Raw genomic sequence first — 21,440 nt, forward strand, 5'->3', positions numbered from 1 at the left:
ATGCACACAAATTATAAAATACTTTGAATTTGTCCTAAAAGATAACAATGATTCACCGGACATAAGAAAAAGTTGCAAGTTGATAAAAAAAGCCCGCTACTATTAAGTAACGGGCTCTTATTTATTTAAATTAATAAGAGCTATTTAAATGTTTGATCCTTTCTTGAAGTAAAGACTTTTTAGTTGAAAAAAATAGATTATATTCCACAATCGCGCCCGATTGTTGAAGATTATTGCTTAAACTTATTAAAGATAATCACCTGTTAGTTCAATAAGAAAAAGCTGACGCTCCTATGATAGGAACCTTAACCAGCACAACAAGATAATTTTGATACATCTTTATCAAACGTAAGAGCTGCTAATTTTAAACCTTCTGCCATCGTTAAATATGGAGCCATGGTTTCTCGAAGATTTTCTACTGTTAAACCAAACTTAACAGCTAAAGTTGCGGCATAAATAACATCGCCTGCGTTTTCTGCTACCACATGAGCCCCTAGCACTTTCAGTGTTTTGGCGTCCGCCACCAATTTGAATACGCCTGTTGTTTCCCGATTAACGAGTGCTCTTGGAACAGCATCCAACGGCAAGACTGACGTTTTCACTTCATAGCCTTTTTCTTTTGCCTGTTGCTCCGTTAACCCAACTGTTGCAATCGATGGAGAAGTAAACGTAACGCCTGGAACCACTTCTAAATTGACCTTTTGATTTAGTCCTCCGATTGCATTACGAGCAGCCAGTCCACCTTCATAAGCAGCTACATAAACAAATTGGGGACCGAGAGTGACATCTCCAGCTGAATAAATTCGGGAGTTGGTCGTGCTAAGATAATCATCAATGACAATTTCACCACGGGAACCAAATTCAACTCCTGCTGCATGTAAGTTTAATGATTCTGTATTTGGTTTTCTTCCTGTGGCAATTAGCAATTGTTCTGCTTCAATAATTTGCTTTTTACCATTTATCTCAACATGAAGTTTTTTAATGTCTCCATCTTGCTCAACTCGTTCATAGGTTGCACCTGTTACTAAATTAATTCCCTGTTCTGTTAAGGCCTTAGTAATGGCTTCTGATATTTCAGGATCGTATTCTTTTAATAGACGCTCGCTTCTTTGAATCAAAGTGACTTCTGACCCGAGGTTATGAAATAGTTGTCCTAATTCCATGCCGATATATCCTGAACCAATTACGGTAAGACGATTTGGAACCTTCTTTAATTCCAATAAGCTAGTGCTTGTTAAATAATCTACTTCATCTAATCCGGGAATATTAGGTGCAGTTGAAGAAGCACCTGTAGCTATTAAAAATCTTTTGGCTGTGATTTGATTGCCATTTACTTCAACTGTATTTTCATTTACGAATTTTGCTTCACCTTTTATTAATTCAAAACCATAATCATCAATTAAATTCACATATTTTTCATTTCGCATCTCGGTTACTAAATCATTCTTTTGTTTTACTAATGGCGCTAAATCAACATTTGAGGCCGAAGTGTGTAATCCCACAAATGGATTATTTTTTGCTAGATGATTTATTTCCCCTGCTCTTAATAAGGTCTTAGAAGGAACGCATCCGACATTAACGCAAGTTCCACCCACCGTTCCACGCTCAATCATAGCCACTTTTGCTTTCAAAGCAACGGCTTCAATGGCAGATGAAAAGGCAGCTCCACCAGAACCGATGATGATGTAATCATAATCATAGTTACCTTCATCATTTAAACTTACATCTGTCCTTTTTTCCGATTGCACTTGTATTTCTTCTGCTTCGCCCGGTTGATATTTTGCGTCAGTAATCGCTGTTTTCGCGATATCAATGTCTACATCATACGGTAGTTCAAACAGTGCTTCTCCGCGACGAAAGTCTACTTCAATCCCTTTTGCACCTGCATTTTCAAGAGCAACGGCAACATGTTCTTCACAACCAGTGCAGGTCATTCCTTCAACGTTTAGCCGATATTTTTTCAATAAATTCGTCTTTTGTTCCGATTGAAATTCTTCTGCTTCGCCCGGGTGATAGTTTGCGTCAGCAATCGCATTTTTCGCGTCTTCAACTTTCACGTCATCAGGAAGCTCAAATACGGCTTCTCCACGGCGAAAATCTACTTCAATCGCTTTTGCACCCATGTTTTCAAGAGCGACAGCTACATGCTGTTCACAACCCGAACATGTCATTCCTTGCACGTTCACTCGATATTTTTTCATGTTAAAAATATCCTCCTTTTATTCGACGGGGAGACCCAAGTCTGAAACCTCTGTCTTAATTGCATCTAAATTGGTTTTCGTATCATCAAAAGAAACCGTTACTTCCGCGGTGCTACCATTAACTTTAATGGCTGTTTTGCCAGCACCTTCAACCTGTGCAATGGCATCTTCCACAACTGATGGCGGGCAGCAATCCATCCCTGCTATAACCTTGAATGCCCCCGTCTTCTCAGTTTCAGTAATAGCTTTTACATCTTTCTCTGAATTCATAGCAGTTGTTTTTACTTCACTCTTAGATACTTCAGTTTTTTGGCCTTCTTGTTCGTTACTGCATGCACTAACCACTAGTATAAGGGATAGCAACATCATAATCCTGATTATTTGTACTTTCACATAATACACCCCATTTTTTATAGTCAACTTTCAACTGAAAATAAGAAAAGAAATATGGCAAAAACAAGGAACGTTGTAATCCATAAGCCAATGACAGAACTTTTCCTTTTCCCCTTTCTTCCATAAACCATATAAAAGGAGTACGCAAGAAGGACAATGGTAACGATGCTGAACAATAACCGATACTTCAACGAATAGAATGCGATTGCGCCTGCAAACCCAGTGAGTCCAAGGGGAATCAAGATTAGTGGACCCAGGCAACAACCCGCCACAACAAAAGCTGAAAATACAGTGGCTACTTGTGAAACTTTTTCTTTCATGACTTGAACCTCTCCATGCTGCAACAACCATGTGTGGTTGTATCTTTCTTTGTTTCCTCTTTTGTTTCTGGATCAAGTTTTCTCCATCCCTTGAAAAGAGCGAAAACGAATAACAGACCCATCATGATGAAAATAACATTTTTAAATTCCGTGAAGTATGATCCCAGTGCTGTTCCTGCAATCAACGGAAGTAGTAAAAATAGATGACACGGGCATGTGATGAGTGCAACAAGAAACCATCCTGAACTTTTTATTGTGTTTTTCATTTCTGTTTCACCTCTTATTTCTTCATCAGTGTTTCAATAATGGGGCATTCGTAAATATCTTTGTTTTCGGGACATCTTTCTTTAAGATCCATCAGCATTCGTTCAATCCTTTTAAGATCTTCAATTTTACGTTGAATGTCCTCTATCTTTAAAACAGTGAAGTCATACATATCACGACACTTCGCTTCATCGCGATCGACAACCCCTAGCAATTTATCAATTTCATTTAAGGTAAATCCTAATTCCTGCATTCGTTTTATGAAATGCAATCGATCGATTGTTTGTTGGGAATACATTCGGTATCCTTTTTCCGTACGTTCAGGCTCTGGAATTAAGCCTAAACGCTCATAATATCGAATGGTTTCCTTGTTAACACCGCACTTGTCAGCCAGTTCTCCGATACGAAATTTCATACGTCTCACCTCACTTACAGCATAAACCACGTACCTTAGTACAGGGTAAATATATAGTTTACTTCATTCATGAGATTTTACTTACCCTTAGAGCCAGATAACGTGCCGCCAAAAACAGCAGCCCCAACCTCAAAGGCTTCCGCAAGAGTCAGCTTGTCTTTCGCCGTTGTTGAATTCTTTTCATTCGCTTTTTGCCAATGTTCCTCAGAACAATAAAATTGAATGGCTGGGCAACAGCTGGTAGAAATGGACGTTGGCTCATTCGATTCGCAAGAAGAATCGCAGCGAGCGTTGGTATCGGCAGCATCCGTTGTTCCCAAGCCTACAACCACGGTATCAGAATTGGCAACGGGCATGTTGTTTTTCACATCGATGGTAATCTTTTCACCGCAAAATGCACATTCCGATTCAATAACGGCATCTGTAAACATCGATGGAATGCCAAGGGCATCAATCGCACACATGGAATAAGCTGGCGACATTCCAGCCAATGTAACACGGTATGGAGTCGGAACTCCTGAAAAAGGATACGCCACGTTCACATCCCCAGAGTTTTGGTCCCAGTGAATTAAATCCAATTCCCTTAAACGTTGAAGAGCAGATTGGACATCAATTTGTTCCTCTGTTGCAGTTAAATCATTGATGTTGACGATTTTCCCCTCAGCCATGAAAAGAAGAATGTCTAAACGGATACTATTTTCTGAAAGAGACAATAAACGGATTTTTTCCTCAAATCCTTCTTTTGGCAAACCAAGTGATTGTAACACCTTGTCTTTTAACGAAGTATCCAAATGATTTTGATTCATGTTGCTGCCTCCTCTATTTGATCTGCAATAGTTTACAAGAATTTTTCTTCCTAGTACAGAATAAACCCTGTACCATAGTACAGGGTCAAGTATGATTTATTATTTTATCTTCTAAAACTAAATTATCCCATTAGTTAACCTTACCACCTATTCTAAATATCCAATTTTCTTTAAAAGGGTTGTTCCACAATCTGGCCCGATCGTAATATGAGGTTAGCCAGATTTTTCTGGTTGACCTTTTTTGTTTAGGTCTTATTATAACGGTAGTCGGGGTAGAACGTCTGGCCCGTGGGACTTGATCCCGTCCGCAAAACTGTTCACCCCCTACTTGTATAAACATGTTTCGAGCTGGTTGGGACAAGGATCCCGTTTAACAAGCGAACCTATGACATTACAAGCAGCTATAGGGGTTACCGACGAATTTAGTTTTCTTTAGGAGGAGATGTAATTATGAATCCAGTCGTTGGTCTGGATGTTTCAAAAGGAGAAAGTCAGGTTCAAGCCTTTTTAGATAAAGGCAAACCATATCGTAAGAGCTTTAGTATTAAACATACTCTTGATGGTTTAGATAGTTTATTAGAATTTCTAAAGGAAGTAGAGAAATTAGCTGATGGTAAGCAACCTTCGGTTATTTTAGAATCTACAGGTCAATATCATATGCCCGTTATTCAATTTTTGGAGGAGCAACAATACGTCTATATTATTGTTAATCCACTTATCTCTCATCGAGCTAGAAGTACAAATTTACGCAAGGTAAAGACCGATGCCATTGATGCCTATCATCTATGCGAATTGTATTACAAGGAAGAGTTAGAGCCATATAAAAAGAGAGGTATACAACTCTTAAATCTTCGTAATCTCACTAGACAACAAGAAACAGTATCAAGCACAGCTGCACAAACAAAGTTACAGCTACAGTCCATCTTAGATCAGGTTTTCCCTGAATACAGAGGTGTCTTTGGAAATCTCTATTCAAAAATTTCGTTACAGATTCTATCCATCTTCCCAACCTCCAAAGAGGTTTTAAGTGTTAGCGAATCAGAACTTACTAATAAAATTGCGGAATTATGTACAACCCGTTCAGAAAGATGGGCAAAAGAAAAGGCAATTAAATTGAGAGAGGCTGCATTACGTAATCCATTTCAAAACAACTTGTATCAAAGCCATATCTTTAACCTAAGAATGTTTATTAACATTGTTCTTCAATATCAAGAGCATCTATCAAAGTTAGCAGCAGAAATAGATGCCCTCGCTAAAGAAATTGAAGAATATGAGATAATCCAGTCTATCCCTGGTGTTGGAGAAAAGATTGCGGCAACAATCATCTCTGAAATTGGAGAGATAGAACGGTTTAACCATCCTAAAAAGCTAGTAGCATTCGCCGGGATAGATCCTAGCGTTTACTCTTCTGGTCGATTTACTGCTTCCATCAATCGTATAACCAAAAGAGGTTCCAGCAGGTTAAGACAAGCGTTATTTATGGCTGTACAATGCGGTATAAGAGATGCACGTAAGCAAAAAACAAGTGATGAAATACTCCCTAGAAATAAGAAATTACGAGAGTTCTACGATAAAAAACGCGAAGAAGGAAAGCCATTTAGAGTAGCAATCATTGCATGTGCTAATAAGCTTTTACATTGGATATATGCCCTACTTAAAAGGAAAGAAGCCTTCCAAAATGCGGTTTAAAAAGTATATTTAAGTGGATTAAACAAAACCTTCCAATTTTAAAGAGGAAGGCTTATTTGGTGTACCCTTTTTTAGTATATCATGTAGGATTTAATATTTTTATCGAAAAATCTTGACAACTATTAGCTGGTTTTGTGAAATAAGAAAACCTGCATTCCATACAGTTTTTAATCAAACTTCGAACTTAATTATTAATTATCAATCTTTATTAAAAGACCACATAACAAACAGAAAAAGAAAAGGGGCTGGGACATAACTAGTTCAAGTTCAGATAAAAAGGGAAATTGCACCATGCAATTTCCCTTTTTGTCATATGTTTCGAGAAAATCCGATGAAGAGTTACCCCCTCACCGCATATTTCCTTAAATTTGTGGCCATTAATGCCAATCCGATTTCGTGATGCACCTTTGATTTTCCGCGAACAGAAAATCGCGTGAAACCCAAATTAGCTTTCAAGAATCCAAAAACTGGCTCCACGTCAATTTTACGTTGACCATAGATGGCAGCCGTTTTTTCTTCTGAAAGCTTCGCTCTTACTTCTTCTTTTTGTTTTTCCCAATTCTCATTGACCATGAGTTTTCGATTTTTACCTTCCGTAGCTTTTGTACACAATGTTCGCAATGGACATCCCGTACAATCTTCACATTCATATACTTTGAATTCTCTTTTGAAGCCCGATTTATCTGTACGAACGGAATTGTATTGGAATCGCAGTTCCTTTTCATTTGGGCATATGTATGCATCATTTTCCTCATCATATGTCCAATTACTTGTCTTGACAGGATCCTGTCTATATTTTCGCTTTTGTTCGTTTAAGTAATGGTTATAAGTAATAAGTGGTGTTCGGTTTCGGTTGTTAAGAATATCCTGGTAATTCTGTTCACTGCCGTACCCGGCATCCGCTACAATATGTTTTGGCAGCTCGAAATAATTTCCTTCAATTTGATCGAGAAATGGAATGAGTGTTTTCGTGTCTGTCGGATTTGGAAATATATCGTAAGCGAGTGTGTATTGTCTTTCTGTTGCGATTTGTACATTGTAGCCCGGTTTCAACTGTCCATTTTGCATATAGTCATCTTTCATACGCATAAATGTGGCATCGGTATCTGTTTTTGAATAGCTGTTGCGTGTGCCAAACACGTCAAAATACTCTTCGTATTTCTGCTTTCGGATAATCCAATCATGGACTTGTTTGAGAATTTGCTTTGGCGTTTTTCGTTCACTGCGCAATCTTTTCCGCTCAGTGACATCTTCGGACTGTTCGATTTTGGACGTAAAATCTTCCACTACTTCTTCCACGTAATGGGCTACTTGCTTCAGTTCTTCTATAGATAACTGTTCCTCATTTTCACGTTGGATTTCAGGGATAATTTGGTTTTCCAGTAGCTCATCATAAAGTTGCTTCGATTTTTCTACGAGGTTAGAATGATGTTTTTCCACTGCTTTTTTCCAAACAAATGTAAACTTATTGGCATTTACCTCAATTTTTGTACCATCGATAAAAATCGCTTCTTGATCGATTAGTTTTTCTTCAACTAACTGACAACGGAATTGTACAAAACATTGGCGAATGAGTTCTTTCATATTTGGATGTACACGGAAACGATTGATTGTACGGTAACTTGGCTCATATCCTTGGGCAAGCCACATCATACGTATACTATCTCTTGTCAGATCCTCTATTTTTCTTCCTGAAAAGGTGGATTGTGTGTAACCGCATAGAATCAACTTCAACATCATACGTGGATGATATGATGGGCAACCAGTATGTTGAATGAAAGGAGCGAAAGCTTCATTTGGAATGCTTTCGACCAAATGATGGATGGAAAAGGCAATATCATTTTTATGTAACTTTACTTCTAAATCTAGCGGTAAAGTAAGTTGATTCATGTTATAATCTTTAAACATAGGGACACTTCTTTCGTTTAGAATTTGGTAGTAGGATACTTAAATTTTAACAGAGAATGCCCTTTTTTTATGCGTGAAATTATGTAGAGATTTACTTGATATAGAGGGAAAAATAGTTGTTCGGAGTGAAGGCGGCGACTCCCAGGGGAACAGCACGAGGGAGAGACTAGAGGCTCGAGCCGTGCCCCTAGGAAAGCGTCCGCCGTAACGGAGAACAACGGCTGCGAAGCTGAAATAAAAAATAAAGCAGTCCAAATTTTACTTATCGTAAAATTTGGATTGCTTTTGATTTTGAGGTAGGTTTTGTCCCAGCCTCTTCTGTTACTATTTTTGGAGCTCAGCCATTGCTTGTAAAAATTGTTGGCGAGTCGACTCTCCGTAAACAAGTGGATCTCCTTTGAAGAAAAAAATCTTCTATAAACTGTTGTGTTTCTTCTACCGATAATTTACGCTATTCATCACAAGTTGTGCATAACTTAAAAAGTATTCAGCAGTTAATGTACTCGAATGATGTAATCCCATATTAGCAGCTTGATTGTTCGTAGCCTAGTAATACTAAGCCAAGCTGGCCATTTTCTTCTTCTGCGTGAATCGTTACGTCTGTTAACTGCTGGGCAATTTGTGGATCTATGGCGATTTCAATTCCTTCAACCGTCTCTACTGTATCTGCTTCTAGTGCTGGTGCAATTTCCGCACTTAAATTCATACCACAACAACCGGCTACACCGTAAAAGCGCAATGTTGCACCTTCAGCTTGTGCTAATACTTGCTCTACAAATTGTTTACCTTCTGGACTTATCTTCACTTTATTGTCTCCCCTTTCAATGCATGTAATCCGTCTTTCCCAACTGGCGCTTCCTTTACCCAAGGAATCGTCACAAAACGGTTGTGGCTAACTTTTTTTACTTCTTCTAACCATTTCACTTCTGCTTGCTGTTTTTGTTTGAGAATAGGGCTTGTTAAAGGTACATTCGCAAATGATTGATTGATTACCCACCAATCCACATGTAATCCAGCACGCTCTAAATCCTCTTGTAAACGCGTTGCTTCAAATACAGGTGTTGCTTCTGGTAATGTAACAATCGCTACACTTGTATAGTCTTTATCGCGTAATCGTGGTAATAAGTTCGATACAGATACAGGTACTTCCCCTTCTGAACGTGAAATTTCCCTATGATAGTTTTCCGTTGCATCAAGCAGTAGTAACGTATGCCCTGTTGGTGCAGTATCAATAATAATAACTTCATCTTGATGCGTTTCAACCAGATTGGCAAATGCTCTAAATACGGCAATTTCCTCCGTACAAGGAGAAGCTAAATCTTCTTTTACGAAAGCGAGTCCGTCTTCATTCATTGTCTCACTCGCTTTTGCTAGTACCTCTGCCTCATAGTTGGCGATTTCCACTTTCGGGTCAATCCGACTAACTGTGACTCCTTCAATTGTATCTTGACCAAACGTCCAGTTTAAATGAGCTGCCGGGTCTGTCGTCGTCAAATGCACACGTATACCTTCTTCAGCTAAACGAAGCGCAATATACGAGGCAACGGTCGTCTTCCCTACGCCACCTTTCCCCATTGAAAAAATAATTTTTGGCTTACGTTTCACGTAATCAGCAATCATTTCTTCAAGTTCTGGAGTATTTAGTGACGATGGCTCATTCGCATTTGTCTCGAACTTCGTATCCATCATCCATGCTTCCATTCGATCAATGCTTGATAAAGAATATGGTACAAACGGTAAGTAATAATGGTCAAATGCCTTTAATGGTTCTGGCATTTCTTTTAGCGCGACCGTTTGACGTTCATAAAATGCCTTTTCAATCGGGTCATCACTTACCGATTGTAGAAAGCCGTTAATAATTAATTGCTGATTACGCAAACCGATCTCAAATAATTCCTCTGATGCACGTGCTGCTTCCTTTAATGGATTCGCTTCAGGTCGTGTCACGAGCATCAGTGTTGTTTGCGCCTCATTCGTTAATTGAGCAACAGCTTGCTTATATACTTCACGCTGTGGTTCAAGCCCTTTTAATGGACCTAGACAAGACGTACCTGTCGTATTTTCATCTAAAAATGTTGACCATGCTGACGGTAACTGCAATAAACGAAGTGTATGGCCAGTTGGTGCCGTATCAAACACAATCGTATCGAACTGCTCTGTATACGCTTTGTTTGTTAATAGCATGGCAAATTCATTAAAAGCGGCAATTTCAACAGTGCAAGCACCCGATAATTGTTCCTCCATATTTTGAATCGCGACTTCTGGCAACTTCCCACGATAAGGACCAACCATTTGTTCCTTATAGCTTGCTGCAGCTTGCTCAGGATCAAGATTTAGTGCATAGAGATTTTCTGTACCGTTTATTTTTGTTGGTTCATTTTTTAAGTCCTGACCAAATATATCTTGTAAATTCGAAGCAGGGTCTGTGCTAATCAACAGCACTCTTCGTCCCTCTTTCGCTAACGCAATGGAAAGACTGCTAGCAGTCGATGTTTTCCCAACACCACCTTTTCCTGTAAAGAAAAGAAACGGTGTTGTCGGAAAATGCTCACGTGTAAAACGTTCCACTATTTATTCACTCCGATTGATAGACGTACTTTCGGCTTTTTCAAAAGCTCATCTTCACTTAATCCAGACCACTCAGCAAACTGAACTGTTGTCGGGTAATTCCCCTTTAATACTAGTTCACCATCCACGAATGTCGCCGGTAAGCTATCCATTCCGTTATTCATCAATAAATCATTAACTGCTTTATTGTCGATAAACATATCCGGATGATTCGTTAAATTGAAACGTTCAGCTGACACGTTCGTATTTTTTAAGTTATTCATAATAAAAGACATGCGTAGTAACTCTGGATCGATTGCTGGTCCACATACACCTGTTGGACAGCACATCGCCTGTTCAAAAATTTCAATTTTCTTCAAGTCGATCCCTCCAAACACTTATTTTTTTAACTCTTCGTTTACGAACTGCTCGATACGTGCACCGATTGCATCACGTACTTGTTGGAACACGGCCCATTTTTCTTCTTCTGTACCCGTAGCTTTTGCTGGGTCTTCAAATCCCCAATGCTCACGACGTACGCCTGGAGGGGTCATTGGACATTTATCTGCTGCATCCCCACAAAGTGTTACGACTAATGTAGCCTTGTTTAAAATATCTGGGTTAATTAAATCAGAGGTATGATGAGAAATATCAATTCCAACTTCATTCATTGCCTTAATTGCATTTGGATTGACACCGTGTGTTTCAATACCGGCTGAATACACTTCCCAATCTTCCGGTAATAGCTTTTGTGCCCACCCATCTGCCATTTGTGAACGGCAAGAGTTTCCTGTACATAAGAAATATAGTGTTTTTTTTGTCATTTGAATAAACTCCTTTATTTAGAAAATTAGTAATGAAATGTAAAGTCCGATTAATGTAAAGATTAAGATGGGTACAGTTAATATGATCCCCGTTTTAAAGTACGTACCCCAAGAAATCTTTACACCTTTTTGAGATAGTACATATAACCACACCAATGTTGCAAGAGATCCGATTGGTGTAATTTTTGGTCCTAAGTCTGACCCGATGATGTTTGCATAAATTAATGCTTCACGTAACGTACCATCTGTAGTCGTTTCAGCAATTGCCAATGCATTGACCATGACAGTTGGCATATTGTTCATGACAGATGATAGAAATGCCGCAATAAAGCCCATTCCAACTGTTGCTGCGAACAACCCTTGCTCTGCTGTCCATTCGATTACACTAGCTAACACAGGCGTTAAACCCGCATTCCCTAATCCATATACAACAACGTACATCCCGATAGAGAAGAACACAATATTCCAGGGTGCACCTTTCACAACGGCTTTTGTATCAACGACTGCACTTTGTCTTGCCATGAATAAAAAGAAAATCGCAACAATACCAGCAATAAGAGAAACCGGTACACCAATAAATTCACTTGAGAAATAGCCAACAACTAAAATTGCTAGTACAAACCAAGATAGCTTGAACATTTTCATATCTTTAATCGCAAGGCGTGGTTCCTTTAACATTGATTCATTGTATTCACGTGGAATTGACTTGTTAAAGTAAATTAGTAGTACAACAATCGTTGCCACAAGTGAGAACAAGTTCGGAATAACCATGCGCGAAGCATATTCCACAAATCCAATGTCAAAGAAATCTGCTGATACGATGTTGACTAAGTTACTGACAACAAACGGTAAACTTGTCGTATCAGCAATAAAACCACTCGCCATAATAAACGGGAAGATCATTTTTTCGCTAAACTGTAAATTACGCACCATCGCTAACACGATCGGCGTTAAAATCAGTGCCGCTCCATCGTTCGCAAATAATGCAGCAACGACAGCTCCAAGTAAGCTGACATACACAAACATTTTAACACCGTTGCCTTTTGCAGCACGTGCCATATGTAGTGCAGCCCACTCGAACAAACCAATTTCATCTAATACTAGTGAAATTAAAATAATCGCAATAAACGATAATGTGGCGTTCCACGTAATATCAATTACTGCTCCGACATCGTTAAAATCAACAACACCAACAAGTAATGCGACGACAGCTCCAGCCATTGCCGACCAGCCAATATTCAGTCCCTTTGGCTGCCAGATTACAAAAATCAGTGTTACGATAAAAATGAGTGCCGCAATGAAAAACATATTCAATTTTTAGCCCTCCACACATTCACAGTCAATTTTACAACCACATGTCCACTCTTCATTAATTGAAGCAAGTACACTCTGCATTAACGAAGTTTGATTTTCTTGAATTCGGTAATGCTTCCACGTACCCACTTTTCGCTCTGTAATAATGCCTGCTTCTTTTAGTTTACGTAGATGCTGACTTACAGCAGGTTGTGAAATATTAAGGACGTCCGTAAAATCACATACACATACTTCCCCTTTTTTTAGACAAGCTAAAATGCGTAAACGATTGGCGTCCGCAACAGCTTTCAACTGTTTTTCGATTAATTCAAGCTCCATTTTATTCCCCCTATCACTATATAACAATATACTTATATTATAGTGGAATAAAAAACAGATGCAAGTTCCTACTTATACTTTTCTTCAAGTACACTCATTAATTCATCACGTACATTGATTTTTTCACGAATTGTTTTCGCCATCTTCACGGCTTCTTCTAAATTTGCTGCTTTTCCTAATTCAAGTAATATAGCAGTTGCAACGGCACCTGTACGATTGCTCCCACTCTTACAGTGGAAATAAATATTTTGTCCTTCATGATACGCACTCACTACTTGATCGATTGCACGATAAACAGATTCATGTTGACCTTCAATTCCTTCAACAATTGGCAAATGAATTGCCTTTTCATGTAACACGTTTTCTTCACCACGTAAATCAATCACCAAATCAATTTTCTCATTTTCTAATACACTTGATACATCCTCTGCACCACCAATATAAATACGTCCATCTACTAATGCATGATAATTTTTTTCCATTATACTCGTTCCTTTTCTTTGAAAGTTAATTCTTCTAAATAACGTTCTGTATCTAAGGCTGCCATACATCCTGTACCCGCTGCTGTAATAGCTTGACGGTATTTGTTATCCTGCACATCACCACATGCAAAAACACCCTCAACATTCGTTGCCATTGAACCAGGTGTCACTTGAATATAGCCTTGTTCATCTGTATCAATTTGACCTTCTAAAAATCCTGTATTCGGTGTATGACCAATGGCCAGGAAGATACCATCTGTTTCAATTATTTCATCTTCACCAGTTTCATTATTTTGTACTTTTAAACCCGTAACATGCATGCCATTATCCAAAACTTCTAAAGGTGTTTTATTTAATGCCCATGAAATTTTTGCATTTTCTTTTGCACGTTGCTGCATAATTTTAGACGCACGTAATTCATGACGGCGATTAACCACGATGACTTCACTTGCAAATTTGCTTAAAAACATCGCTTCTTCCATCGCTGAATCGCCTCCACCAACGATGATGACACGTTTCCCTCTAAAGAAGAAACCATCACACGTTGCACACGTACTAACACCACGACTTACATTGTCCTTTTCTCCAGGAATACCTAAAAATTTCGCTGATGCGCCTGTTGATAGGATTAAACTATCCGTGACAACTTCACCAAAGCCCTCTACTTGTAAAACAAATGGCTTCTTTGATAAATCGACTGAAGTAACCCATCCGTTCATAAATTCTGCACCAAATCGCTGTGCTTGTTTTTTCATATTATTTGTTAACTGTGCACCATCAATTCCTTCAATGAAACCAGGGAAGTTTTCAATTTCTGTAGTGAGAGTTAATTGCCCACCAGGTTGAATACCTTCAATTATTAATGGCCCCATATTAGCACGAGCTAAGTAAATAGCAGCTGTAGCTCCAGCTGGTCCTGTACCTAAAATGACTACTTTCCTTCTCAAAACAAATAACCTCCAAACATAAGTAAATACTTATATATTTATGAAAATAAAACATCGTTATATAACGATATACTTATATTATGTTTTACTAACCGTTTTTGCAACCATTAAAATTCAATTTACAAAACATTAATAAATATATATTACTTATTTTTAAATCTTAATACACTTTTGTCATAGCCTCGTACTTAAAAAATTATAAGATTAAATTACATACAAATGGGGATAGCTCTTGTTTAAAGGATTAAATTTTGTCTAATCACACTGTATAAAGAGACTTTTGTTTCCGACATGACAAAGGGAACAAAAGTATTAAAAAGCCCATGGATACTATATAAACAGGACAGTTCATGTTCTTTACAAAAGAAGTCTTTCTTTTTAGGTAATCTAACTAATATTACATTATTAACTTGAATCAAGGGCTTCACTACATCTAGCCATTGCAATCAATAGTGTGTGTGAAAAATTTGTAACATTTTAGGGTAATTTCAATCATCCTAGTCTTGCATTGAATGTATCATTGGTAATTGGCTTGATAGCATAATTAAAACAAGCCAACACCATTAAGGTTGGCTTGTTTTAATCGTTTATACATAACTATGTTCGCCAATGGTACATGTTGTTTGGAAGCTGCCATTTTTCTTATTTTCAACGTATAAGTGTAATGGTAAGTCAGCTTTTGGCATCCAGACTGGTCCAATTTCAACCGCAGTTGATACTGATGTGGCAGGGAATATGTGAATACCACTATCTTCGCCGTGAATTAATTTAATCTTATTAAAGAGTTCCCTATTTAAAACACGAAACTTACTTAATTAATTCTTCGCCTTTAAAAAGTCGTAGTTGGTGAAGGGACTGTAATTGTCCAAATAGATACGTCTTCCCCAGAGAATATTTATTTAATTATCCTTTATTCTAAAGACTCTAGATATCGATAAAGTGTCGATTTACTAATACCTGTCTCACCTTTAATTTCATGAAGCGTGAAATTTCCGGACTGATACATGTCTATCGCCTTCTTCACATTATCATCGGATTTTTTAGGTCGGCCGATGGATTTTCCTTTTGCCTTTGCTTCTGCCATACCTAAAGTTGTTGATTGCTTTACGATATCGCTTTGGAAAGTTAAAAAGAACTGTAAAACTTGTTCGAGCGATTTTTCTAAGATTTCTGTAGATGTAATATCTTCCTCTAGAAAATGAATTACCACTTGATCTTTTTTACATATTTTAAGCAATTCCTCCAAATGCCTAGTGGTATCTGCAATACTGAAAAAACGTTGCACTTGAATCGTGTCGCCTTTTTCCATTCTCATAAGTAAATCTTCTAGCGCCTCACGTTTTTTAGCACGGCCATGGATTTCAGTGAAAACATGGTCGCAAGCCACTAAAGCAGCCGTTTGTATGTGCATATCTTCATCGTTGTATAGTGGTCGTTGATAACCGTAAATCATTCATTTCACTCCATATTCGTTCCATAAAGGTTCCTTTTCGGGAAAAGTATGCTATGATATTCTAGGAATTTATTTTTTAAGAAGGAGAATATCATGCAAAGTTTAAAACAACAATGGTTCGGTAATGTGCGTGGAGACATCTTATCAGGGATTGTCGTGGCATTAGCGCTCATTCCGGAAGCAATTGCCTTTTCCATCATTGCTGGTGTCGATCCAATGGTCGGACTTTATGCGTCATTTTCTATTGCAGTTATTATAGCATTTGTTGGTGGCAGACCGGGAATGATTTCTGCTGCAACTGGCGCAATGGCATTAGTTATCGTTAATTTAGTAGCAGATCATGGATTACAGTATTTATTAGCGGCTACAATTTTAACAGGGGTTATACAAGTACTATTCGGTGTGTTTGGCATTGCGAAATTAATGCGCTTTATTCCGAATTCAGTCATGTTAGGTTTCGTGAATGCTTTAGCGATTCTTATTTTTATGGCACAAGTACCACATTTTTTAGGTGAAGGGACAATGACGTATGTCTTTATAGCAATTACATTACTCATCGTCTATATATTGCCACGTTTCTTTAAAGCGATTCCAGCTCCATTAATCGCGATTATATTATTAACAGCTGTTACATTTATGTTTAATGTGGAATTAAAGACAATTGGGGATTTAGGTTCAATTACACAGAGTTTACCTAGCTTCTTCATTCCAGATGTACCGTTAAATTTAGAAACATTGTCGATTATTTTCCCATATGCACTTGCACTGGCATTAGTTGGCTTAATGGAATCTCTGATGACGGCTCAAATTGTCGATGATATGACAGATACGAAATCTGAAAAAAATAAAGAAGCGCGTGGGCAAGGTATTGCGAACGTTGTCACAGGTTTCTTCGGTGGGATGGCTGGTTGTGCAATGATTGGCCAATCAATTATTAATGTTAAATCTGGTGGGCGAGGTCGCCTATCTTCACTTGTTGCAGGGTTATTCTTAATGTTCTTGATTTTAGTACTTGGGAATGTTGTCGTAGATATCCCAATGCCTGTACTTGTAGGAATTATGATAATGGTGAGTATCGGTACATTTGATTGGGGTTCGTTTAAATATCTTGCAAAAGCGCCTCGGACAGATGCGATTGTGATGCTTGCAACAGTTGCAGCAGTTGTATATACACACAACTTAGCAATTGGCGTTGTTCTGGGAGTAATTTTAAGTGCATTATTCTTCGTAGCATCGATTTCAAAGGTTCGTATCCATCAGAATAGAGGTTTGTTTATTGTAGAAGGACCACTGTTTTTCGCATCGACACAAAACTTTATTCAAACGCTTGAAGAAGCAAAAGAACATTATGTCACGATTGATTTATCAAGTAGTCATTTATGGGACGAATCCGCTGTTGGTGCTGTTGTAAAAGTCGTCACAAAGCTGGAAGAGCAGGGTAAGACAGTAAAAGTCATCGGTATGAATCCTGCGAGTGAAAAACTCTATAAACAATTATTAAATATTAGTGTGTCACATTAAAGGGGGATTCTTTATGTATAAGCATATTTTATTAGCGGTTGACGGCTCTGAAAATGCTGTGCGTGCAGCTAAAGAAGCAGTGAAAATTGCTTCAGAGGCCTCATTAATTGAAATGGTATATGTTGCAGATTTTGAGAAGGCAAAAACCGAAGTTTTACATTCAAAGTCCAGCGAAAGTTTAATGTTGGAGCGTAAACGTAAAGTTGCGCCAATAGAAGAGGTTTTACGTTTAGCTGGAAAACAATGTAAATTAACAATATTACATGGTACACCTGGCCCTGAAATTGTGAAATATGCAAATGAGAAGAAAGTTGATCTTGTTATCATAGGTAGCCGTGGCTTGAATTCATTACAGGAAATGGTATTAGGTAGTGTAAGCCATAAAGTAATGAAGCGTGTTCACTGCCCAGCGTTAATTGTGAAATAACGTAATGGAATAAAAAATATTTTTCAACTTTGTGAGAGCAGCATGGTTACAATCATGCTGCCATTTTATTTAAGCTATAAATTAATGAGAATTTCTCGAATTTACAATTCACGTAACCCTACTGAATTAGACAATTTCGTTTCTATATTAAGACTAATTTCAGGATCTAATTTAGAGTAAAAAGATGCTTTTATTCCAGCTTCTCGTCTGATTCTCCATAGCGATAGATCTTCTAAATCTAGTTGCTTTATGGACCATTTTATTCGTCTCTTCTGAAATTCTTCTATTGTTTCACTTACATCGTCTATATATTCCTTAGTTAGTGGCAGCTTATGTAACTTCTTTTCTAATAAGGATAAGTGTCTTATTGTCATTCCTATTTTACTTAGAGTTAACCTTACAGGTTTTTGACTGTTTCTTAATTCAGCAACTGCAAATTTAACTTCTTTTAATATTTGGAGATCTCTTTCGTGCCAGTTAATTCTAGCTAGATTATTTTCTTGCTTAACTTTTGCAGGTGAATTTTCTAACAGCCATTCTTTATCAAAGCGATAAAGTCTCATATAAAGTGATGGGTTAATTTTTCTTAATTGTGCTCTTGAATAATCCGGAAATTTATTTCTCAATTCTAGCCAAAGGTTCTTAATATCATCTTTTTCTTGATTAACCTTTATTTCTGCTTTTTCTTTACTCTTCGCATATTTAATGACTGTATTTGTATCCACTTTTAATACTCTCGCGCAAGCCCTGTAACTTAATTTTTCTTGATTAATCAAATGATTAAGCTTTTCAAACCATGTATCCCCAAACTCTTTTATTCGTCCAATTTTTAAGTTATCTTCTGTTGTGACATCAGGCCCCCTCCTAGAATATACAAACCCACATAGACAATGAAAAGTTCCAACAGGCTTCTTCGTATCACGACATGTTGTTACCTTTAAATCTGTAATTACAGGCTCTAGGTAATGTTCTGCAGCAGCATTTAAACAGAGGAACGGCCCTATACCAAATGGGTTATATGCAGTATTATGATGTTCATAAATTGTATCTACAGATTCCCCCAAAAAATGAATAATTAATAAATGTCTAACGGGATGAAAAGATTTCCTCTGCTTTCTAGTTATCGCTCTTAACCAGCATTCTCCATCTACACCACTAGGTAAGGATTGCATTAATTCCAAAAAGCCTACACCATAAAACTTTATAAAATCTTCTTTTAGTTTTATTTGGTTGATGTTACCATTTACATTGATATATCCATTCTCTCTTAAAATAGAGCGGTAAATAGCAGATAAATTATCTGGGCAAAAATTATAATTTTTAATTGTAATTTTATAACTTTCCCTTGCTAGAGAAAATAAAAAATGGGTATTTATCTTTGAAATTTCTTCTATATTCTCCTCTTTTAAAGCACAAACGTTAATATTTGTATTAGTAAATTGGGTATTTATTTGTCTGAAATACTCCGTACTCTCTTCTAGGAAAGACATATGTTCGAGACATACAAGCACACTAGGTAGCTGATGATACGTTCTCCAATAAGTTTCGCCGTATTTATCGGTGTCTTCTTGCCAACACTTCGGACAATATTTAAAATACATTGGTTCTTTTACTGTACTCGCTACTTGTCCAGTTAAGTAATGTAATTTATTTTCTCCATTACCCTTTATCATATATTTCTTTATTGTAGCTTTCACAGCATCTGTATTGAAATTTGTATAATAATTGTAAAGCGTATGATTATTTATCCACTCATTAATACTTTCTACTGTAAAGTGGCGGGTATTTTCAAGTAACAGTTCTAAATCTGTAGTTAAATCTGGAATTATATACTTTTTCTTTCCAAATAAGTCCTTTGTAGTCTGAGTAATTGATATGTTTCCTGAATGACGATGGTACCTACTTATTACACTATAAATTAACTCATCTTTATAGAACATTGGAAAGAAAGGTATCACATGTATTCCCCCTATAGCATAAATTCATCTAAGGGACTTTTTATATATCCCTCTTCCATTAATGCCTCATAAGCGGACTTTTTATTCTTTTTCCCATTATTAATGATTAATTGTAATTTATTGTTTCCATATGTTTCCTTTCTGATAGTTCTCTTCTTTGATTCATCCTCTATATATTGAAGTGAAGCGGTCATTAACTCCTTTATATTTGAATCAGGATTCTTATTTATTAAATATTTGGCAGTCTTTTCTGCAACTTTCTCATCAATCTCCAAATTAATTAGCGACATTACTAGTTTTTCTGAAAGAGATACTTCTGTTATTAATTTCGACTGTCTTAACTTCTCTTTCTTTAACTTTGCTTGCTCTTTTATGTCGATTGCAGGTATTCGATTTAGGAGATATTCTTCAATATCTAAAGGTATTATATCCTCATAATTTGCAATTTCTCTTGGATTTCCTGATTTAAGAGCATCTAAAGATGAACGCATTAATTGTAATTCTTCTTTTGCAACCTTCTTTAGTAAAGCTACTGTTACTTTTTCTGTTCCCATTTCGATTGCTCTAGATTGAGCGAGAATAAAAATTTTAACGGCAACATCAATAATACCCTGGCTTTCAAAATATATAGTATCAATCATTTCGCGATTCAATTCTATTGGATGAATCGTCCATTGATAATCCCACATAGAAGTAATTAAAACTTCCCAATCATCATCATTCTCCATCTGTTGCCAAACCATATCGCCTTGTCCGCTGCTTCTCCGTGCTTGTCTAAAATCCTTTTGTAATAATGCTCTTGCTTTCATTGTCCCAATGAACATAACCGGTACACCTATTTCATTTACTAAAGTGACGAAAAAATTTAACATTGTTTCAGAGGCATTTCCTTTTGCTGTTAGTAAATGTTGAATTTCATCAATAATTATTACTCCAATAGCATGAAGTCTTGAAATTTGCGCCATTCTTATGACCATGGAACTTACTGAATTCCTGTTTTTTCCATATTTATCATAGTAGTTAGTACCAATCAAAGTATCTATTTGTTGAAAGAAACTTATACACAGTGTCTTAATACTTCCATCGTGTGGACAATTTAATTTTAGCCAAACAATTTGTATCGTATTTAAAGGATGTTGATGCAAAATTACTTGTGGATATAAAGATAGAATTCGTTCGATAGCAGAAGTTTTACCTATACCAGGGAAACCCATTAGGGTAAAACTCGATGCTGATGACCTCATGTCAGGGGATATATCAAGTTCTTCTTCAGTTAAAAGTTTACTGTGCAATTCATTAAGTAATTGTACATGCTGCTTTTTTAAAGGATTTCTATTTGTATAGCCATACCTAATAAATCTAGAAAATTTCTGTTCTAAAGTTATTGTCTGATTTATCGGTTGGAAAAATTGAGTCAATCTTATGAGTGCATGGTAACGATGTGTTGCAGAGAGATTTCTTTCACTTTCATGATATGGTGGTAAAAAATATAATTGATCAAACGATTCTTCACGCGACAAAATATTAGGCAATGCCTCAATTAAAGGATTGCCATTATAATCTACTATCCCTTGATCTCTGTATGTTGCAATAGGAATTTCTCTATCATTTTCCAACAAGACTACTTTGGCTTTTTCCATCTTTTCCTCCTTT

The 21,440-nt window shown here is 37.1% G+C and carries 22 protein-coding genes and 1 pseudogene; 3 read left to right on the forward strand and 20 right to left on the reverse strand.

Features of this window, described 5'->3' with window-relative positions; genetic code table 11:
* Positions 1 to 305: 305 nt before the first annotated feature.
* The 7 genes and pseudogenes from merA to MHH44_RS20305 form a co-directional block, all read right to left on the reverse strand.
* Complete coding sequence (gene merA / locus MHH44_RS20275; RefSeq protein ID WP_340799533.1) at positions 306 to 1,964, reverse strand: mercury(II) reductase; 1,659 nt, start codon at positions 1,962 to 1,964, stop codon at positions 306 to 308.
* 57 nt (positions 1,965 to 2,021) lie between these two features.
* Positions 2,022 to 2,201 (reverse strand): annotated as a pseudogene (locus MHH44_RS20280) (heavy-metal-associated domain-containing protein); the annotation flags it as partial.
* 18 nt (positions 2,202 to 2,219) lie between these two features.
* Positions 2,220 to 2,594 carry a mercury resistance system substrate-binding protein MerP gene (gene merP / locus MHH44_RS20285; RefSeq protein WP_340799444.1) on the reverse strand — a complete coding sequence of 125 codons (375 nt, stop codon included), beginning with the start codon at positions 2,592 to 2,594 and terminating at the stop codon, positions 2,220 to 2,222.
* Positions 2,595 to 2,617: 23 nt separating this feature from the next.
* Entirely contained in the window at positions 2,618 to 2,914 is a 297-nt protein-coding gene (gene merT, locus MHH44_RS20290) for a mercuric transport protein MerT (RefSeq protein ID WP_340799445.1), read from the reverse strand.
* Positions 2,911 to 3,198 carry a mercury resistance MerE gene (gene merE, locus MHH44_RS20295; protein WP_340799534.1) on the reverse strand — a complete coding sequence of 96 codons (288 nt, stop codon included), beginning with the start codon at positions 3,196 to 3,198 and terminating at the stop codon, positions 2,911 to 2,913. Before merE ends, merT begins: the two co-directional genes overlap by 4 nt.
* A complete protein-coding gene (merR1, locus tag MHH44_RS20300) occupies positions 3,195 to 3,593 on the reverse strand; it encodes a mercury resistance transcriptional regulator MerR1 (protein ID WP_340799446.1) in 399 nt (132 codons plus the stop codon). Before merR1 ends, merE begins: the two co-directional genes overlap by 4 nt.
* Before the next feature lie 77 nt (positions 3,594 to 3,670).
* On the reverse strand, positions 3,671 to 4,399 hold the full coding sequence (locus tag MHH44_RS20305; RefSeq protein ID WP_340799447.1) for an alkylmercury lyase family protein: 729 nt from the start codon (positions 4,397 to 4,399) through the stop codon (positions 3,671 to 3,673).
* A 450-nt stretch (positions 4,400 to 4,849) separates the two neighbouring features.
* Between MHH44_RS20305 and MHH44_RS20310 the strand changes: the two genes are divergently transcribed.
* Entirely contained in the window at positions 4,850 to 6,088 is a 1,239-nt protein-coding gene (locus MHH44_RS20310; RefSeq protein WP_340716285.1) for an IS110 family transposase, read from the forward strand.
* A 339-nt stretch (positions 6,089 to 6,427) separates the two neighbouring features.
* Here the strand turns inward: MHH44_RS20310 and MHH44_RS20315 are convergent, their stop codons facing one another.
* From MHH44_RS20315 to MHH44_RS20360, 11 genes are all read right to left on the reverse strand, one after another.
* Positions 6,428 to 7,996, reverse strand: a complete 1,569-nt coding sequence (locus MHH44_RS20315; protein ID WP_340799448.1) for an IS1182 family transposase — start codon at positions 7,994 to 7,996, stop codon at positions 6,428 to 6,430.
* Positions 7,997 to 8,519: 523 nt separating this feature from the next.
* Positions 8,520 to 8,801, reverse strand: a complete 282-nt coding sequence (locus tag MHH44_RS20320) for a Fe-S cluster assembly protein HesB (RefSeq protein ID WP_340799449.1) — start codon at positions 8,799 to 8,801, stop codon at positions 8,520 to 8,522.
* Positions 8,798 to 10,564 (reverse strand): arsenical pump-driving ATPase, encoded by a 1,767-nt coding sequence (arsA, locus tag MHH44_RS20325; protein WP_340799450.1) that lies wholly within the window; start codon positions 10,562 to 10,564, stop codon positions 8,798 to 8,800. Before arsA ends, MHH44_RS20320 begins: the two co-directional genes overlap by 4 nt.
* Positions 10,564 to 10,923: an arsenite efflux transporter metallochaperone ArsD gene (gene arsD / locus MHH44_RS20330; protein WP_079524112.1), complete on the reverse strand. Its 360-nt coding sequence runs from the start codon at positions 10,921 to 10,923 to the stop codon at positions 10,564 to 10,566. Before arsD ends, arsA begins: the two co-directional genes overlap by 1 nt.
* An 18-nt stretch (positions 10,924 to 10,941) precedes the next feature.
* Positions 10,942 to 11,367, reverse strand: a complete 426-nt coding sequence (gene arsC / locus MHH44_RS20335) for an arsenate reductase (thioredoxin) (RefSeq protein WP_079524113.1) — start codon at positions 11,365 to 11,367, stop codon at positions 10,942 to 10,944.
* Positions 11,368 to 11,385: 18 nt separating this feature from the next.
* Positions 11,386 to 12,675, reverse strand: coding sequence for an arsenic transporter (locus MHH44_RS20340; RefSeq protein WP_340799535.1), 1,290 nt, complete (start codon positions 12,673 to 12,675; stop codon positions 11,386 to 11,388).
* A 9-nt stretch (positions 12,676 to 12,684) separates the two neighbouring features.
* Complete coding sequence (locus tag MHH44_RS20345) at positions 12,685 to 12,999, reverse strand: ArsR/SmtB family transcription factor (RefSeq protein ID WP_340799451.1); 315 nt, start codon at positions 12,997 to 12,999, stop codon at positions 12,685 to 12,687.
* A gap of 68 nt (positions 13,000 to 13,067) precedes the next feature.
* The gene (locus MHH44_RS20350) at positions 13,068 to 13,481 is read right to left on the reverse strand and encodes a protein-tyrosine phosphatase family protein (protein ID WP_340799452.1); all 414 of its coding nucleotides are present in this window, start codon (positions 13,479 to 13,481) and stop codon (positions 13,068 to 13,070) included.
* Complete coding sequence (gene trxB, locus MHH44_RS20355; protein WP_340799453.1) at positions 13,481 to 14,428, reverse strand: thioredoxin-disulfide reductase; 948 nt, start codon at positions 14,426 to 14,428, stop codon at positions 13,481 to 13,483. The genes MHH44_RS20350 and trxB overlap by 1 nt, the downstream gene beginning before the upstream one ends.
* A gap of 587 nt (positions 14,429 to 15,015) precedes the next feature.
* Positions 15,016 to 15,201: a hypothetical protein gene (locus tag MHH44_RS21235; RefSeq protein WP_445683059.1), complete on the reverse strand. Its 186-nt coding sequence runs from the start codon at positions 15,199 to 15,201 to the stop codon at positions 15,016 to 15,018.
* Between the two features lie 137 nt (positions 15,202 to 15,338).
* Entirely contained in the window at positions 15,339 to 15,881 is a 543-nt protein-coding gene (locus MHH44_RS20360; protein WP_340799454.1) for a recombinase family protein, read from the reverse strand.
* A 93-nt stretch (positions 15,882 to 15,974) separates the two neighbouring features.
* Between MHH44_RS20360 and MHH44_RS20365 the strand changes: the two genes are divergently transcribed.
* Both MHH44_RS20365 and MHH44_RS20370 read left to right on the forward strand, forming a co-directional pair.
* Positions 15,975 to 17,402 (forward strand): SulP family inorganic anion transporter, encoded by a 1,428-nt coding sequence (locus MHH44_RS20365; protein WP_445683046.1) that lies wholly within the window; start codon positions 15,975 to 15,977, stop codon positions 17,400 to 17,402.
* A gap of 13 nt (positions 17,403 to 17,415) precedes the next feature.
* Entirely contained in the window at positions 17,416 to 17,829 is a 414-nt protein-coding gene (locus MHH44_RS20370) for a universal stress protein (protein ID WP_340799455.1), read from the forward strand.
* Between the two features lie 101 nt (positions 17,830 to 17,930).
* Here the strand turns inward: MHH44_RS20370 and MHH44_RS20375 are convergent, their stop codons facing one another.
* Positions 17,931 to 19,787: a TnsD family transposase gene (locus MHH44_RS20375; RefSeq protein ID WP_340799456.1), complete on the reverse strand. Its 1,857-nt coding sequence runs from the start codon at positions 19,785 to 19,787 to the stop codon at positions 17,931 to 17,933.
* 11 nt (positions 19,788 to 19,798) lie between these two features.
* Entirely contained in the window at positions 19,799 to 21,427 is a 1,629-nt protein-coding gene (locus tag MHH44_RS20380; protein WP_340799457.1) for an ATP-binding protein, read from the reverse strand.
* Between the last annotated feature and the right edge of the window lie 13 nt (positions 21,428 to 21,440).

Origin of the sequence: Solibacillus sp. FSL K6-1126, from assembly GCF_038003445.1 — a bacterium.
GTDB lineage: Bacteria > Bacillota > Bacilli > Bacillales_A > Planococcaceae > Solibacillus > Solibacillus silvestris.